Consider the following 18,257-nt stretch of genomic DNA (forward strand, 5'->3'; position numbering starts at 1 on the left):
TTTATAAGAAACGATTTGAAAGTTGTCTTAACTGTTCTACAGGACCTTCGACAATTAAAATGTCTTTTTCCTGTAAAATTGTCCCTGGTGCAATCTGATACAATACATGAGAACCACGTTGTAACAATAACGTATGAATTTCATTATTGCTATCATCCATCAACGTTTGAAATTGAGCACCTTGTAAATTTGAAGCAATTTCAATTTTGACAATGTAACGTTCATTATTGAGTGCCATATAACGACGAACCATAGGGTAGCTTAATGATTGCGCAATTCGTATTCCCATATCTTCTTCAGGATGAATGATTTGCTCAATTCCTAAATGAGATAAAATCATATGATGCGCTTTAGATTTAGCTTTCACTAAAATTTGCTTGATACCTAAGTTTTTCAGATGCAGTACACATAAAATACTGGCTTCAATATCATCACCAATGGCAACGACAACAGCATCACAATTTTTAATATTCAGTTCGGCAAGTACATGTTCATCAGTTGCATCAGCAATAACCGCATGACTAAGTTGATCTGCAATATTTTCGACATTTTTTTTCAGTGTATCAATGCCAATCACATCATGATTTAACTGAGTAAGTTCGAGCGCAACTGTGCCACCAAAACTACCTAAACCAATGACCGCAAACAGTGCCATAATTTAACCTATCCTTACCATTGCAGATCAATTATTGAGAATAATGAATAAAATGGATTTTTAAAATATCGACAATTTTCTATTTTCACAGGCTATTTTATATTTAAAGCCAAGTTCAGCCAATGTATAGATCATGATAAAGCAGTAAACACCTAAATCTGATATTGATATTTAAATAAAAAATAGATAAATATCAATTGATTGAATTTATTTTTTTTAATATTATTTTTAAGTTTTTCTTATTAGATTAAGTCGTTTATACACAATCATCCTGCAATTTTAAAGCTTATTTGTGCTTCGGATCATTTAAATGTCATCAGATTTAAAACATTTTTTGTTAGTTTGGTTAGGCTAGAGAGCGCTAGAAAGTCAGAAGAAGAGTACATTAAAATGGATGATAAAAAAATTTATAAAATTTTACAGCATTGGTTTCCTTTGCTTCGCAATGCAGAAGTTCCGAAGAAAAAAGATCGTCAAAGTTTTGAAACTTTTTTGCAGTGGATGGATGCTGCTGTTTTTGGAAATCAGTGTTATTTAATGAAAATGAAACCTGATCATTTTTTTGATAATGAACTTGAAAAATCGACTATTTTTCAAGATGAGCGAGTAGACATTGAGTGCTTAAAACAAAAAATTATCGCCAAAGCTCAGCCTATTTTAGAGCACTATGAGCAACATAAAAATGTGATTGGACGTTATTATAATGTTCATGATCAAGTATTAGATATTGTTTTAGAAGAAATTTTAGATTTGGCACAACAGTACAAATTTGAATTGCTGCTGATTTATGCTGAAGATTATTATTGGTTACTTGTCCCTGATGATGAAGCAAAAATAGAAAAATTTTGTAAAGCATTTAGCAAGCAATTTAAGCATCAAGAGATTAAAATTGAGCATTATGAAAAGTATCAATGTAGTCGCTCTACTTAAATTAAAGTTTTTACAAAAAGATGACTGTTTTCTTTCATGTAAGTTTGTTTAATTAAGACTTACTTTTTATTTATCTATTGATTTAAAAGAAAAAAATGATGACCCAAAATATTTATGAAATTTTTCAAGAGATTATTCCTGAATTAAAACAGCAAGATTTACCTAATGATTTAACAGAATTTACCGTTTTTAGAGATTGGTTGAATCAACAGTATTCTTTTATTCAATATGTTGAAATCAAAGAATATGATGCCAATGGTATTGATGAAAGTACGATATTTAAACAAAAACAACTGGATACAGAGGCATTAAATCAAGCGATTGACAATGAGATAGATCGCTTATTTGAGTCATTTGAATATGATGATGAAGATGACGATGCAAATGATATCGTGTGCCAACAACAAAAAGTTGAAGAAATCTTATTTGATCAAATCAAGCTTTTTGCTGAGCAAAAACAATTGTCATTACTGGTTATTTTTCGAGAAAATCCGTATTGGTTGGTGGTGCCAACGCAAGATGAATTGCAACTACAACGGATTGTAGATGTATTTAACCAAAGTTTTAAAAACGATTATCTCACAATGGGGATGTATTAATTTTTGTATTCACTATAGCCTTAAAATCTAAAATAAATATTTTGAAAATTTCATCGCTTGGACATGATATTTGAGTATATTAGAAGAAATTTTCAAAAAATAAATGTTTATGCCTGTTCGTGAAAACACTGCTGCACGTATTCCTAAGTACATTGCCATTCGAGATGCGATTGCCCATGAAATTGAGTCTGGGCAATTAACTGCTAATACTAAACTCACTTCTGAGCGTGCGCTTTCTGAACAGTTTGTAACGACACGTGTTGCAGTTCGGGAAGCACTTTTAGCTTTAGAAATGGATGGTTTAATCTATCGTTTAGACCGCCGTGGTTGGTTTGTACGTGCGCCACGAATTATTTATCGTCCACAATCAACTAAAAGTTTTAACCAATATGTGACAGAGCAAGGCGGCATACCAAGTACTGAGTTGATTTCAGCAGAGTTACTACCAGCAACACAGTGGGATGCAACACATTTAAATATTGCAGTCGGTGATGAGATCTATTCCATTTGGCGTCGACGTAGTATCAATGGTCGTCCTGTTGTTGTGGAGCATTTGCGTGTAAATGCACGTTTATTTCCTGATTTTTTAACACAATCATTAGAAAATTCAATCACCATCTTGATGGCTGAACATTATCAGCGTCAATTAACACGTGCGCATATTAACCTATATCCAACTGCATTTTCAGAGCAGCAAGCAAAAGCTTTGCATGTCAATGTTGGCAGTATGGGCTTATATATTTGCCGTACCAATTGTGATCAAAATGGTGTAATTACGGATGTCGATCAAGAATATTGGTTACATGATGTGCTTGATTTGCATTTTGAAGCATCAGAATAATGTATAAAAATAATTAATCTGGTTTAAACCAGATTAATTAAACTGTCACAAACTTTTGTTGAAATACGCTTTATCAAGAAGCAGCATTCGTTAGGAATGTCACATGATTCAGTATTTCAAACAGCATCAAAAAAAGTTTTTTAGCTTAACGATGAGTCTTACAGCAGCGTGTTTGTCGGTTGCTTGTACCACCTCATCAAGCTCAAATGATGTTGAGCAAATTACCGTTTATACCGCAGTGGAAGCGGATCAGCTTAAGCGTTATCAATGGGAATTACGCAAAGCGCATCCCGAATTAAAAGTAAAATGGGTGCGCGATTCTACAGGTGTTATTACGGCTAAATTATTAGCCGAGCAGAAAAATCCGCAAGCTGATGTGGTCATGGGTTTGGCATTGACCAGTTTATTGGTTATGGAAAAAAATGACTTATTACAGCCTTATCGTCCTAAAAATGTCGAACAATTAAAAACAGATTTTTATAGTCAAAAAGAGATTCCAACATGGACAGGAATGACCGCTTGGGAGTCAGCAGTATGTGTCAATACTGTTGAGCTTGCCAAGAAAAAATTACCAATTCCATATACATGGCAAGATTTAACCAAACCGATCTATAAAGGTTTAATCGTCATGCCAAATCCTGCATCAAGTGGGACAGGTTATTTAGATGTAACTGCATGGATGCAAATTTTCGGTGAAAAACAAGCGTGGCACTATATGCAAGCGCTCGATAAAAATATCTCCCAATACGTACATTCAGGCTCTAAGCCTTGCAAAATGGCTGCACAAGGTGAAGCAGTCATCGGAATTTCATTTGGTTATCCGGGCTTTAAGCTGAAATCACGCGGCGCACCTTTAGCAATTATTTATCCTACAGAAGGTTTAGGTTGGGAAATGGAAGCTTCAGCGATTGTGAAAGGGACGAAAAACCGCAGCAGTGCAGAAAAATTTATTGATTGGACAGTGAGCCAAGCAGCAAATGAAGCTTATGCACAAAATTTCTCCATGGTTGCGCATCAAAATGTGCAAAGTCAAAACCAAGATTTCCCTAAAAATCTTGCTCAGCAGTTGGTGAAAAATGATTTTTATTGGGCAGCCGAGCAACGTGAATCCATTCTAAAACAATGGTCAGCACAATTTGAAAAGTAGTTGAGCCATTGATACAAAATAAGGTCTTCAGTCTTAGGTGCAATATGCAAATCCCATCGCATTTACAAAAGAGTCAAACAGGGAATGTCATGCCAAACACAGCAGGACATCTGCTTGCAACGCTTAGAACATTTAAAATGACAGAATCAAAAACAGTGCTTGAAGCGGTTGATATTCAAAAATCTTTTGGGAAAACCAGAGTTTTAGAACATATTAATTTAGATTTAAAAGCAGGTGAGTTTGTTAGTTTTTTAGGACCTTCGGGCTGTGGCAAAACCACACTATTACGCATTATTGCGGGGCTAGAACAGCCAGATTATGGCAAAGTCATTAAGCAAGAGATTGACATTACTCATTTTAATACGGCAAAACGTAAATGTGGCATTGTTTTTCAAAATTATGCGTTATTTCCAAATTTAACAGTTGCGGAAAATATTGCATTTGGTTTGCATAAAAAACAATGGTCTAAACCGCAAATTCAGGCACGGATCACTGAGCTGCTCGATTTGATTGAGTTGCCAAACATCGCTGAGAAATATCCCAACCAATTGTCAGGTGGGCAGCAACAGCGTGTTGCTTTAGCGCGCGCGATTGCACCAAAACCTGATTTGTTATTGTTGGATGAGCCTTTGTCTGCTTTGGATGCCTTGGTACGTTTAAACTTACGTCAAAAAATTCGAAATATTCAACGACAGTTAAATTTGCCTGCCATTATGGTCACGCATGATCAAGAGGAGGCTTTAAGTATTTCTGACCGTGTTGCAGTGATGAATAAAGGTGTGATTGAACAACTGGATACGCCACATAATATTTATTACAAACCACAAACGCGTTTCGTGGCGCAGTTTATTGGCAGTATGAATTTTATGCAGGCAGTAGCAGTAGATGCACATTGTTTAAAAATTGCAGCGCAAGATGTACTGGAATTTCCACATTTAACATGTGTTCAAGGTGAACATTTTGAAATAGCATTTCGACCTGAAAATATAAAGTTATTTACATAGCATGATCTGACTGATTTGCAGCAACAAGCGACAGGTTTAAAAATGCCCATTCGTATATTAAATATGGAATTTTTAGGGGCAAAGCGTCGTTTATTTTGTGAGTTAAAAAACCAAAATTTACAAGAAAAAGCGACTGTCATTCAGGTTGATATTGATCATCAGCACATGGCAGCGATCGCAGATGATATGTATTTATATGTGCCTATGCATGCTTTACATGTGTTTGATTCACGAGGGCATGCAAGATGTTAAATCAGTCTGCGGCAGATGCTTTGTTAAAAAGTCAAACAGCACAGCGTTCTCGTTATTCCTTGCGTTCAAGTCTGGTGCTTGCGGTTGCTGCTATTTTATTGACTTTAAGTTTAATTGCACCGTTATTCATGCTGATGCAAAGCGCATTTTTAAATGAACAACGACAATTTGTAGGCTTAGAAAATTTTATTCAATATTTTGCCAATCCTGCCTTAATGTCATCCATTTTTAATTCAATATGGGTGTCCTTGACGGCGATGTTGATCACAGTCAGTTTGGCAAGTGTTTATGCTTTTGCATTGACCAATTGTAATATTCGCGGCAAAGCTTTTTTTAAAACCGTGGCATTTTTACCAATTCTTGCACCCTCTATTTTGCCATCTTTGGCATTAGTCTATTTATTTGGGCAACAAGGTGTTTTGAAAGGTATTTTAGGTGATGTCGAAATTTATGGTCCGCTTGGTATTTTAATCAGCTATTGCTTTTGGTTATTTCCTGCCATGGTCATGTTAATGATGGGCGCATTTCGTAATATTGATCAGCGTTTAATTGAGGCATCGCATTCTTTAGGCAAAAATACGTGGCAAACGCATAGGGCAGTGACTTTACCTGCGATCCGTTATGGTTTGGTCAGTGCCTGTTTGGTGGCATTTACTTATGTCATTACCGATTTTGGTATTCCCAAAGTCATTGGTGGCTCATTTAATATGATGGCTTTGGATGTTTATAAACAGATCATTGGTCAACAAAATATGAATATGGGCGCAGTGATTTCAATTTTATTGTTATGTCCTGCGGTGTTGGCATTTATTTTTGATCGTTACCAAAGTCGCCGTCAAGAACGTTATCAAAATTTCCAAATCCAACCTTATCGTATGCACAGTCATCCTACACTTGAAAAAGCTTTAATGGTGTTCTGTAGTTTGATTTCTGGCGGCATTGTACTGATTATTGTGACCGCAGTTTTGGCATCTTTTATTCGCTATTGGCCATATGATTTGTCTTTAACACTCAGTCATTACCGTTTTGATTATGTTGATGGCGGTGGTTGGGCGAGTTATTTTAATTCGATTAAATTGGCATTGTTAAGCACTGTAGTCGGGACGATTTTAATCTTCATCATTGCTCTGTTTACGGAGCGTTTTAAAAGTCATCCGATGTTGAAAAATTATGTACAAATATTGGTGCTATTGCCTTTGGCTGTACCTGGTTTGGTACTCGGAATTGCCTATATCTTATTTTTTAATACACCTGAAAATCCATTGTCATGGCTATATGGCAGCATGATGTTATTGGTGATTTCAACCATTATTCATTATTACACTGTGCCACATTTGACTTTGAGTAATGCCATTAAACAAATTCCGACACAGCTTGATCATGCTGCACAAAGCTTGGGGACTTCACATTGGAAAATGTTTCATAAAGTGTATTTACCACTGACTTTTCCTGCTTTATGTGATGTATCGGTGTATTTATTTGTCAATGCCATGACCACTGTTTCCGCAGCAATTTTTCTGTACTCGCCTGATACCAATTTGGCTTCAGTGGCGGTGCTCAACATGGATGATGCAGGGGATACCGTAGCTGCGGTGGCAATGAGTATTTTGATTCTTGTAACCTCTTGTGTGGTTAAACTTTTACATTGGTTTTTTACACGCAAAATGATGCAGTCAAGTCAGCGTTGGCGTGAACATTCACATTAGAGCTTATATGAATATTAGATTTAAGTTACTTATTTTAAATATCTTTTAAAGCGATTTTTTAAGCATTTTTCACAAAAAATTAATCACTTTCTTTCGAGGGTTTAGCAGACTTCACCCTGAAAAAAGTAGATCAGTAGAGGAATACGTATATGCAAACAGCAAAAACAGATTTGATCATTGTTGGCGCAGGTATTTTGGGTTTATCGGCGGCAATCCAAGCAGCAGAGCAAGGACTAAAAGTAAAAGTCTTTGAAAAAGATGCACAACCTGTTGGCGCAACTCGTCGTAACTTCGGCATGGTTGGCACATCAACACTGAGCCGCCCAGATGCAAAATGGCGTGAATATGCTTTAGCAACACGTGAGTTTTATCAACGGATTCAGGCACAAACGGATATTTCATTTCAACAACGCGATGGTTTATATGTGGCAAATACAGCGCTTGAATGGCAAGTCTTAAATGAGTTTGCACAAGCTGCACCACATTATCAGATTCCAGTGACTTTATTATCAAAACAGCAACTCTTTGAACAATATCGCTATTTTAATCCTGAAACAGCAATTCGTGGTGCTTTGCTTTTTCATGAAGATTATTCAGTAGAGCCGCATTTGGTTGGATTACGCTTATTGCAATATGCAGAAAAACTGGGTGTAGAGATTTATTGTAATGCTTGTGTGCTACAGACCCAATCTTTACAAGGCACAGCACATATTCGTTTGGCAACAGGGCAAACATTCACAGCAAATAAAGTTTTAATCTGTCATGGTGAAGTGACTCAATTACTTTATCCAGATCTATTACAACAAAAAGGGTTGTTGCGCTGTACTTTGCAAATGGCGATGACAAAACCCTTAAAAGTTGCTTTAAAAGCTTCAATTTATTCAGGTTTATCAATCTCTCGTTATCCTGCTTTTGAAATTTGCCCAAGCCATCAAGAGTTAAAAAATCAATCACAAACAGGCTTAGTCGAAAAATACGGTATTCATATCCTCATTAAGCAAAATCAATTTGGACAACTTATTTTGGGCGATAGTCATGAATATTACCCGATTGATGAAACGCCACAATTTAATCAACGGGAAGAAATTAACCAATTTATTTTGCAATATTGTCAAGAAAATATTGGCTTAGAACTGCCTGAAATTGAGTCACGTTGGAATGGTTATTATCTAACGCATCCTACGGAATTGGCATGTGTGACAGAGGCTGAACCGAATATTTTCTTGGTGAGTGCGATTGCAGGTAAGGGCATGACCACAGGTGCAGGATTTATGAAAAAAATGTTAGAAAATTATGTTTTGTAATCTGGTTTAAACCAGATTGTATTATACTGTATTCAATTGAACAAAGGTTAAGCAAAATGAACGCACATATTGAGTTGGAAAATAAATATTTATTATTAACACCAGGACCATTGTCGACATCTGCAAGTGTCCGCCGTGTCATGCAGCGAGATTGGTGTACATGGGACAAAGAATATAATGGATTGGTGCAAGACATTCGTCACCGTTTGGTCGCATTGGCAACACAACATACTGAAAAATATAGCGCAGTATTGATGCAAGGCAGTGGCAGTTTTTCAGTTGAAGCGGTTTTAGGTTCAGCTATTCCACACAATGGCAAAATTTTAATTATCAATAACGGTGCTTATGGCGCACGTATGGTACAAATGGCGCGTTGTTTAAACATTGATGTGGTTGAATTGGCATATGCTGAAACACAAATTCCAAATTTAGCAGACATTGAAAAAGTACTAGAAGATGACAGCATCACGCATGTTTCATGTGTGCATTGTGAAACGACGACAGGTTTACTTAACCCGATTCAAGAGATTGGTAAAATTGTCAAAGCGAAAAATAAAGTGTGGATCGTAGATGCGATGAGTTCATTCGGTGGTGTGCCGATGGATATTGCAGATTTAGAGATCGACTTTTTAATTTCCAGTGCCAACAAGTGTATTCAAGGTGTACCAGGATTTGGTTTTATTATTGCAAAAAATGAACAATTACAATCATGTAAAGGCTTAGCACGTTCAGTCAGTTTAGACTTATATAATCAATGGAACACCATGCAACAGCATGATGGAAAATGGCGATTTACGTCACCTACACATGTGGTACGTGCATTTTATCAAGCACTTTTAGAACTTGAACAAGAAGGTGGTGTGGCTGCACGTTATCAACGTTACACAAATAATCAACAGCGCTTAGCCGCAGGAATGCAGGCATTGGGCTTTGAATTGGTCTTAGATTCAAACCAACCTCAATCACCGATTATCACCACATTTTTATATCCAAATGAAGCAGATTTTAGCTTTCAAGCCTTGTATGAAAATCTGAAACAAGCAGGTTTTGTGATCTATCCAGGTAAAGTCACCGATTTAAATTGTTTCCGTATTGGCAATATTGGTGAGGTTTATCTAGATGATATTGAAAGACTTTTAAACGCAGTTGAGCAATATCGTCAGGCTTAATTTTATTTTTTTACTTATTTATTGATCAATTTAAGGCATAAACTTTTAGGACAAACTTATGAACACTTCAAATTCAGTATTACAAGCCGTCGTTTTTGATTGGGCAGGTACAACAGTAGATTTCGGATCACGCGCACCAATTTTGGCATTTATGGCATTATTTGCAGAGAATAAAGTTGAAATTTCAATTGAAGAAGCACGTGCGCCGATGGGTTTAGAAAAACGTGATCATATTGCTGCTGTGTTAAAAATCCCACGTGTTGCAGACGCATGGCAACAGGCACATGGCGCAGAAGTGACAGTGGCAGATATCGACCGTTTATATCAAGATTTTATTCCATACCAATTAAAAACCATTCCACAATGTTCACAATTGATTTCAGGTGCATTAGAAGCTTTTGCAGATATTCGTGCGCGTGGTGCAAAAATTGGCAGTAACACAGGTTATGCGTCGATGATGATTGGTCAGTTAGTCCAAGATGCTGCTGATCAAGGTTATGTACCTGACTGTATTATTACCGCAAGTGATGTGAAGCATGGTCGTCCATATCCTGAAATGCTTTGGAAAAATCTCATTGAACTTGATGTGTCTGACATTAAAACTGTGGTAAAAGTTGATGATACCGTGGTGGGGATTGAAGAAGGCTTAAATGCTGGCTGTTGGACAGTCGGTTTGGCAGTCAGTGGTAATGAAGTCGGTTTAAGTTTTGATGAATGGTCAGCGCTTTCTGCATCTGAACAAGCAAACTTAAAAGAAAAAGCCTATGCAAAAATGAATGCTTCAGGTGCACACTATGTCATTGATAGTATTGCTGATCTACCTGCGGTATTAGATGCAATTGAGCAGCGCCTAGCAAATGGTGAAAAGCCTTAATGCAGTTTTTGTATAAAAAATACCAGTCTTGATGGCTGGTATTTTTGTAAATGAAGCTTTAGTCATTTTTATAATCACAGTATAGTTTTATTTTACTGATAAAAATAATTTTGTGATGCTAGATAAAATCATAGTGGGTATTTTGATCATCTTTGTTTGCTTGATCATGATTAAAGGGTGTGTATTGAACGCTTTAAAATGTGCACATATATCATTAGGAGATTCGATACCATCAACAGAATGTGATCCTGAAAGACAAAAACAAATGAAAATATCGAAGGAAATGAGCCATGTCTTTATGGAAAAACATTCATCATTTCAATGCCGTGCCGAAATCAAGCCCAAGATACAAGCACAGATTGATCAAATTTATCAATATGCCTATTATCAAGAACTCAAAAATCAAGACAGTGAAGACCCTAAAGTTTGGAATGAGATTGCCAAATATCATCGTATCGCGGCAGAATATGGCGATTATCGTGCGAATGAGCGTTTACAGTCTTTAATTAAACTTGAAAAAATCTCAATAGATCAAATGTCCCAAGCAGAGGCATTAAAAACCTTAATTGATCGTTTAGCGCAAGATTTGCCTGCACGTGCAAAATATTTACATTATTTATCCAACACAGCACCAGATCCTAAATATCAACTGCTACCTGATGCAGCACTTTTAGGTGATGCCGATGCTCAGCAGTATTTTTCTGGAAATTTACTGGGCTTTCAAGAGGATGAAACTATAACGAAACGGATGAAATTGTTTGATCAAGTACGTCTATGTGCTTCTAAAAATGGCAACTGGACTGCAACAAATGGTTTGGAAGGTGAAACCCATAGTCAAATTTTGTATGCTGACAAAGAAAATCCTGCGTTGTTGGCACAATCTTTAGCTTATAAACAATTGGCACTTAAACAAGGGGATGCGGCAATGGCGATCACCTTAGCAGACGCTTTTAATTTAACTAAACCTGAAACTGAGCAGGATCAATTTGATTATAAAGAAAAATATTTAGGTGTGGAAAATGATCTAGCACGTAGCCAACGCTATATAAAAATAAATGAAATTTTAAATAATGCCCCTTATCAGGGTGAAGAAATCGTCCTTTCTGATTTAGATGAAATCGTTCCTTTACCGCCGAAAAAATTACCAAAATGGGATGGTAAACTCGCGATTCAACGTTGGTATGAAGATCAAGTGCATGAAAAACCAAGTGAAATATTGATCATGAAACTCGCCCAAGAAAAAGGTTTAGACCCCAAAACAGGAAAACCTGTGGTCGTTTTGCAGTCGGTGAAAAAGTCACAATAAGCAAATCTTTAATGGATTTTATGATGAAAAATATTTTAATCAGTCTTAGTCTTTTTAAGTGTTATTGTTTTATTAAGTATTATTCTGTATTGAAAAGTGAACTAATTTCACATTTGTAATTTTATAACAAGGCGAATTTCGCTATGCTATAGCGGTTTATGGGTGCATTGATCTAAAAATGTTGAAACGAAGTGGTTGGATTACATTGCTCTTTGCTTTGCTGACGTTCCAAAGTCTTTGGAATGTTGCGGCGGCATTTTGCGTGCATGAAGAAACCACATTCAGCCAGAGTTCAACGCAACATTTTGGTCATCATCAAATGACTCAGTCTTGTCAAAGTGAATTTAAAATCTCACATGCACCTAGTCATCTTTCCAGTGATTTTTCATTTTTAGAGGATGATCATCAAGATCATTTACCCTCATTTAATGCCATGATTTTGGTCGAAGAACAAGACCATTTTATATTTTCAAATCGTCAAATTATTGCATTAGTCAATGCATTGCCTTGGTATAATTTTTATCAATCGCCTGATCTGACATTAAATAACCCGCCTCCAATTTTAGCCCCACTACAGGTGGGGTAGTCGCAAACAGCCCACCACTTTTCTTTATTTTTTAAAAGTGGGGCATGTTCATGTCAAAAAAATATTTTCAACAACAATCACATGTTGTTGCACAGCAATGCTTTAGGCTTAAATATATTGCTTGTAGTGTCGCTTTATTTACATTCGGCTCGTGGGTCAATGCTGCACCAATTTCATTGCAACAAGCACTTGAAAAGACACAGGCTTATCAAGCATCACAGCATATTTGGACGATACAAAGCAATATTGATACTGCCAATATGAAGCAAAGTCAGTTATGGAAAAACCCTGAGCTGAGTATAGAACAAACAGGTTTTGATTCTAATCAAGAACAAGAGTTATCCATTGGCATTTCACAAGAACTAGATGTGTTTGGTGTCAGAAAAGCCAATCGTCAACTGGCAGTATTGGCACAAGATCAAAGTGCATTACAGCAGCAGATTTATCAGGCACAACTTGAACTCGCAGTAAAATATCTATGGTCACAATTGGCGGTTGCTGAGTTAGAAAAGCAGATTACACAAGCTCAATTGAGTGTCAGTGAGGCAAATGTCAATGCGATTCAAAAAAGGTTTCAAGCAGGCAGTGTTGCAGAAGTTGATTTAAAGCGTGCAAAACTCAGCCATAGTGAAAATATACGTTTATTTAAACAAGCGGATTTACAAGTTCAATTGGCACAGCAACAACTGTCCAGTGTGTGGGGTGAGTCAGATAAAACATTAAGTGTAACAATGCGTCCATCATTGTTGTGGCCGAGTGCAAGTCATGACAATGTTCAACGTTATTTGACAGAAAATTATATTGAAAAATCTCGTCAATTACAGCTAAAAATTTCCAATGCGCAAATAGAACAAAGTAAAGCAGCCAGTCGTCCAAATCCCACAGTCAGTTTTGGTGTGAATCGCAGTAAATCACCCGAAAATTCAAGTGAAAACCAAATGATGTTAGGACTAAGCCTGCCACTTAATATTTTTGATCGTCAACAATATCGCGTGCAGGTTCAACAACAAAAACAAGAGGCACTCACTCAACAACAGTCTTTTTATACACAGCAAAATGCTTTACGCATTGGGACTTTATTGACCGAATTACAAGGTTTAGAAGTGCAGTTTAAAGAGATTGAACACACTCAACTTGTGCTTGCCACTGAAGTACAGCAAAAAACTCTACTTGGATTTAGTGCAGGAAAATTTGCTTTAACAGATGTACAGCAAGCGACTTTGCAACTGCAAGAGATTCGTCAACGTAAAGTTGAATTGTTAAAACGCGCATGGCAAAACGCAATCACGGCTGAAAGTTTAAGTCTTGGTCTAGAACCCAGTGCTGTCATGTCAAATGATAGCTTAGCTGGAATCAATCAAAGTCTTTGGGACAATATTCAGTCATTGCCAACGGTAGGGGGAAACTAAAGTGATCAAACAAAAATTAGGTTTAAATACACAATCAGGAAAAGTTTCTCAGTCTATTTTGATCCTCATTGCTGTCATCAGTACTGCAATTTTAGCTGCGGCATTGATGTGGTGGACGAAAGATCAAGCCAAAACAGATGAACATGGGCATGGTGCAGAAGAATCACATGCGGAGGAAAAAGAACATGCACATGAAGAAGGTGAGGAAGGGCATGTGCATGAAGAAGATGAACATGCAGAAGAAGGGCATACAGAAAGTATTGCTTTAACTGCACAACAGTTGGTTGAACAAGGGATTCAATTAGCTAAAGTTGAACAAGGCAGTGTAATGAAGTTGGCAACTTATCCTGCAAAATTGACGGTGAATACTGACCAGCAAGCCCATGTTTCACCTAATTTTAGTGGTCATGTCGAGGCAGTTTATGTGCAGTTGGGACAATCTGTTCAGAAAGGGCAAGTGTTGGCAACTTTACTTGTTCCCGATTTGGTTGACCAACAAGCTAACTTAAAATTAGAGCAAGCCAATTTACAACTAGCAAAACAAGATTATGAGCGTGAACGTCAACTTTGGCAGCAAGGTATTTCTGCTAAACAAGATTATCAACGTGCATATAACGCCTATCAACAAGCACAAATTCAAGTACAAGCAGCTCAATCTCGCTTAAGTGCTTTTGGTGCGGCAAGTTCTAGTCGTGGGCAATATCAGCTTAAAGCACCTATTTCAGGTGTGATTAGTAAAAAAGATTTGGTCGTGGGTGAAAATGTGCAACTTGCAGATCAGCTTTTTGTGATTGATCAGTTGAATCAATTATGGCTTGAATTTATTGTGCCGCATGCCGATGTACAACATTTTAGTCCAAACCGAAAAATTAACTTTAAATCATTACAGTCAGGCAATCATTTTCAAGCAGAAGTGCAAAGTTTAAATACTGAAGCAGATGCACAAACAGGACGTTTACAAGTCAGAGCTAAAGTTTTGTCACAGTCGGCAGAGTTGAAGCCAAATTTAATGGTCAATATTTTATTAGAACAAGGCACGACACAAGGCATTCGTATCCAAAAAAGTGCAATACAGCAAGTTGATGGACAAAGTGTTGTATTTGTTGCGAAAAATCATGATCAAAAAATAGAGTTTAGCGCCCAGCCTGTACAATTAAATACTGAAATTGATGATCCTGAATGGGTCAGTGTGATTTCTGGCGTTAATGTCGGACAGCAATACGCAGCGCAAGGGAGTTTCTTACTAAAATCAGAATTAGAAAAAGGAGAGGCGACCCATGAACACTAACCCGCCTCAAAACGAACATCATTTACCCAAGCCCGAAGGCTGGTTTGACCGTATTATTCAGTTTTCTATTCAAAATGCGATTTGGGTCATGCTCTTTGTGGTGGCGTGGATGGGTGTAGGAATTTATAGCTATCAAAAATTACCCATCGATGCTGTTCCTGATATTACCAATACGCAAGTGCAAATTAATACCCAAGCCAATGGTTTTACGGCTTTAGAAACTGAGCAACGCATTACCTATCCAATTGAAAATGCGATGTCAGGTTTGCCAAAACTCGAACAAACACGTTCGATTTCACGTTATGGTCTATCGCAAGTCACCATTATTTTTGAAGATGGAACCGATATTTACTGGGCACGGCAGTTGATTAATCAACGTCTACAAGAAGCTGCAAGTGAAATTCCTGTCGGTATTCAGCCCACGATGTCCCCGATTTCTACAGGCTTAGGTGAAATTTATCAATGGGTGATTAAAGCTGAGCCAAATGCAAAAAAACCAGATGGAACGCCCTATAGTGCAATGGATTTACGCGAAATCCAAGACTGGGTAGTACGTCCACAGTTACAGCGAGTTGCTGGCGTTGCTGAGGTTAATAGTATTGGTGGCTTTAATAAAACCTTTGTTGTAACCCCTGATTTAACACGTTTGCAGCAATTACAAATTCCATTAAGTGATTTGCAAACAGCTTTAACTGAAAATAATGAAAACCGTGGTGCAGGTTATATTGAAAAAAATGGGCAACAACTCACTGTTCGTGTACCGGGAACACTTAATAGCCTAAGTGATATTGAGAATATCAGTATCGCCAATAAAAATGGTTACCCAATTCGTGTTGCAGATATTGCGACAGTTTCTGTTGGGCACGACTTACGCACAGGTGCAGCAACCTATAATGGCGAAGAAGCTGTACTTGGAATCGCCATGATGATGATGGGAGAAAATAGTCGAACTGTTGCCCAAGCGATTGATGCGAAAGTACAAAGTATTCAAAGCAGTTTACCCAAAGGTGTGATCATCGAAACCGTTTATGATCGTACGCATTTGGTTGATCGTGCCATTAAAACTGTACAAAAAAATTTGGTTGAAGGTGCAATTTTAGTCATCATCATTTTGTTCTTATTTTTAGGAAATATTCGTGCAGCTTTAATCACCGCATGTGTTATTCCGTTATCCATGTTGTTTACCTTGTCAGGCATGGCAGAACAAAAAATTAGTGCCAACTTAATGAGTTTAGGGGCATTGGATTTCGGGATTATTGTGGATGGTGCGGTGGTCATCGTCGAAAACTGTATTCGACGCCTTGCCGAAGCACAAAAACATCGAGGGCGTTTATTGACACGTTCCGAACGTTTTACTGAGGTTTTTTTAGCAGCGAAACAGGCACGACGTCCTTTAATTTTTGGTCAATTGATTATTCTTGTTGTGTATTTACCGATCTTTGCTCTGTCTGGGGTTGAGGCAAAACTCTTCCATCCGATGGCAATGACAGTGGTTTTAGCCTTACTTGGTGCAATGATCTTATCCGTCACTTTTGTTCCTGCGGCTGTGGCATTATTTGTCAATGGTGCTGTAAAAGAAACTGAAAGTCGCTGGATGCATGGTTTAAAAACACGCTATGAAAAAATGTTGGATTGGGCGTACGAATTTCGAGGTTTTGTTTTAACAGTTGCATTATGTATTTTAGTTTTAACGGGAGTTTTAGCCACAAAAATTGGAAGCGAGTTTGCACCTCAACTGAGTGAGGGAGATTTTGCAGTACAACAAATGCGCTCACCAAGTACAGGGCTAGAGCAGTCCTTACGGATGCAAGAAAATACAGAAAAATTATTGTTAAAAAAATTCCCTGAAATAAAAGCAATTTTTGCCCGAACAGGAACAGCAGAAGTTGCAACGGATGTCATGCCACCCAATATTTCCGATGCTGTCCTATTGTTAAAGCCACGTGATCAATGGTCAAATCCAAAAGAAAGCATTGATGAATTACGTCAACGTATGATTGCATTTTTGGACACTTTACCTGGAAATAACAGTGAGTTTTCACAGCCGATTGAGCTACGTTTTAATGAACTGATTTCAGGTGTACGTAGCGATGTCGGAATCAAAATTTTTGGTGATGATATGGAAGTTTTGAACCAAGAAGCCAATCGTATTGCACAAAAAGTTCGGGCTATTTCAGGGGCAACAGCCGTCAATGTTGAACAAACCAGTGGGCTACCTTTATTAAATATTGATATCGATCATACCAAAGCTGCACAATATGGTTTATCTGTAAAATCTATTCAAGACTTAGTGGCGATGAGTATGGGTGGACAAAGTGTGGGCATGATTTTAGAAGGAGACAAACGCTTTGATTTTGTAGTGCGTTTAGATGAAGCACAACGCACACCTGAGCAATTGGCACAACTTCCAATTCAACTACCGAATGGTGGTTTGATTCAACTGCAAGATGTCGCAAAAGTTGAAAATATTTTAGGCATCAACCAAGTCAGTCGTGAAAATGCCAAACGTCGTGTGGTGGTGACTGCGAATGTAGAAGGGCGTGATTTAGGCTCTTTTGTCAAAGAACTACAGAGCACTTTAGCCAAAGATACCTTACCCAGTGGTTACTGGTTAGATTATGGTGGTCAATTTGAAAATCTGATGTCAGCAAAAGCACGTATGCAATGGGTTGTACCTTTGGCTTTGATCACGATTTTTATTTTATTAATGGCCGTATTCCACAGTATAAAAGAAAGTCTTTTAGTGTTTTCAGGTGTGCCATTTGCATTATGCGGTGGGCTTGTTGCACTTTGGCTCAGAGATATTCCATTATCAATGTCGGCAGGGATTGGTTTTATTGCTTTATCGGGTGTAGCTGTGTTAAATGGTTTGGTAATGTTGACGTTTATTAAAGAATTACGTCAACAGTTTGATATTCATCATGCCACATGGCAAGGTGCAGTGATGCGTTTACGCCCTGTATTGATGACGGCTTGTGTCGCAGCTTTAGGTTTTGTGCCGATGGCATTGGCAACGGGTACAGGTGCCGAAGTACAACGTCCATTGGCAACTGTCGTGATTGGTGGAATATTGTCATCCACCGCATTAACTTTAGTGCTTTTACCTGTGCTTTATCGTTGGATCAATGAAAGAAAAGTAATGAGATAAGGTTTTGAAATATTTGAAAAGAGCATAAACGAGGGTTTA

General features: G+C 37.5%; 15 protein-coding genes and 1 pseudogene. 15 read left to right on the forward strand and 1 reads right to left on the reverse strand.

Going from position 1 to position 18,257, the window contains the following annotated elements:
- Position 1: 1 nt before the first annotated feature.
- Positions 2 to 655, reverse strand: a complete 654-nt coding sequence (locus tag HX124_RS13910) for a potassium channel family protein (RefSeq protein ID WP_286383556.1) — start codon at positions 653 to 655, stop codon at positions 2 to 4.
- 390 nt (positions 656 to 1,045) lie between these two features.
- Here HX124_RS13910 and HX124_RS13915 point away from each other — a divergent pair, with 390 nt between their 5' ends.
- From HX124_RS13915 to HX124_RS13980, 15 genes and pseudogenes are all read left to right on the forward strand, one after another.
- On the forward strand, positions 1,046 to 1,585 hold the full coding sequence (locus tag HX124_RS13915) for a hypothetical protein (RefSeq protein WP_286377141.1): 540 nt from the start codon (positions 1,046 to 1,048) through the stop codon (positions 1,583 to 1,585).
- Positions 1,586 to 1,683: 98 nt separating this feature from the next.
- On the forward strand, positions 1,684 to 2,184 hold the full coding sequence (locus HX124_RS13920; RefSeq protein WP_286383558.1) for a hypothetical protein: 501 nt from the start codon (positions 1,684 to 1,686) through the stop codon (positions 2,182 to 2,184).
- Between the two features lie 103 nt (positions 2,185 to 2,287).
- On the forward strand, positions 2,288 to 3,025 hold the full coding sequence (locus tag HX124_RS13925) for a UTRA domain-containing protein (RefSeq protein ID WP_502872831.1): 738 nt from the start codon (positions 2,288 to 2,290) through the stop codon (positions 3,023 to 3,025).
- A 151-nt stretch (positions 3,026 to 3,176) separates the two neighbouring features.
- Positions 3,177 to 4,172 (forward strand): putative 2-aminoethylphosphonate ABC transporter substrate-binding protein, encoded by a 996-nt coding sequence (locus HX124_RS13930; RefSeq protein ID WP_502872833.1) that lies wholly within the window; start codon positions 3,177 to 3,179, stop codon positions 4,170 to 4,172.
- 44 nt (positions 4,173 to 4,216) lie between these two features.
- A pseudogene (locus HX124_RS13935) lies at positions 4,217 to 5,048 on the forward strand (ABC transporter ATP-binding protein); the annotation flags it as partial.
- 170 nt (positions 5,049 to 5,218) lie between these two features.
- A complete protein-coding gene (locus tag HX124_RS18200; protein ID WP_502872832.1) occupies positions 5,219 to 5,428 on the forward strand; it encodes a hypothetical protein in 210 nt (69 codons plus the stop codon).
- On the forward strand, positions 5,422 to 7,134 hold the full coding sequence (locus HX124_RS13940; protein WP_286383561.1) for a putative 2-aminoethylphosphonate ABC transporter permease subunit: 1,713 nt from the start codon (positions 5,422 to 5,424) through the stop codon (positions 7,132 to 7,134). Before HX124_RS18200 ends, HX124_RS13940 begins: the two co-directional genes overlap by 7 nt.
- A 149-nt stretch (positions 7,135 to 7,283) precedes the next feature.
- On the forward strand, positions 7,284 to 8,438 hold the full coding sequence (locus HX124_RS13945) for a TIGR03364 family FAD-dependent oxidoreductase (protein WP_286383563.1): 1,155 nt from the start codon (positions 7,284 to 7,286) through the stop codon (positions 8,436 to 8,438).
- 56 nt (positions 8,439 to 8,494) lie between these two features.
- On the forward strand, positions 8,495 to 9,607 hold the full coding sequence (gene phnW / locus HX124_RS13950) for a 2-aminoethylphosphonate--pyruvate transaminase (protein ID WP_286383564.1): 1,113 nt from the start codon (positions 8,495 to 8,497) through the stop codon (positions 9,605 to 9,607).
- Between the two features lie 58 nt (positions 9,608 to 9,665).
- Positions 9,666 to 10,481 carry a phosphonoacetaldehyde hydrolase gene (phnX, locus tag HX124_RS13955; RefSeq protein WP_286383565.1) on the forward strand — a complete coding sequence of 272 codons (816 nt, stop codon included), beginning with the start codon at positions 9,666 to 9,668 and terminating at the stop codon, positions 10,479 to 10,481.
- 298 nt (positions 10,482 to 10,779) lie between these two features.
- A complete protein-coding gene (locus HX124_RS13960) occupies positions 10,780 to 11,787 on the forward strand; it encodes a DUF6396 domain-containing protein (protein WP_286383566.1) in 1,008 nt (335 codons plus the stop codon).
- A gap of 178 nt (positions 11,788 to 11,965) precedes the next feature.
- Entirely contained in the window at positions 11,966 to 12,373 is a 408-nt protein-coding gene (locus HX124_RS13965; protein WP_286377151.1) for a cation efflux protein, CzcI-like, read from the forward strand.
- Between the two features lie 50 nt (positions 12,374 to 12,423).
- Positions 12,424 to 13,782: a TolC family protein gene (locus HX124_RS13970; protein ID WP_286383567.1), complete on the forward strand. Its 1,359-nt coding sequence runs from the start codon at positions 12,424 to 12,426 to the stop codon at positions 13,780 to 13,782.
- 1 nt (position 13,783) lies between these two features.
- A complete protein-coding gene (locus tag HX124_RS13975) occupies positions 13,784 to 15,070 on the forward strand; it encodes an efflux RND transporter periplasmic adaptor subunit (protein WP_286383568.1) in 1,287 nt (428 codons plus the stop codon).
- A complete protein-coding gene (locus tag HX124_RS13980) occupies positions 15,060 to 18,218 on the forward strand; it encodes an efflux RND transporter permease subunit (RefSeq protein WP_286383569.1) in 3,159 nt (1,052 codons plus the stop codon). Before HX124_RS13975 ends, HX124_RS13980 begins: the two co-directional genes overlap by 11 nt.
- The last annotated feature ends 39 nt before the right edge of the window (positions 18,219 to 18,257 follow it).

This window comes from Acinetobacter sp. 226-1, assembly GCF_030329325.1.
In the GTDB taxonomy this organism is placed as follows: Bacteria; Pseudomonadota; Gammaproteobacteria; order Pseudomonadales; family Moraxellaceae; genus Acinetobacter; species Acinetobacter sichuanensis.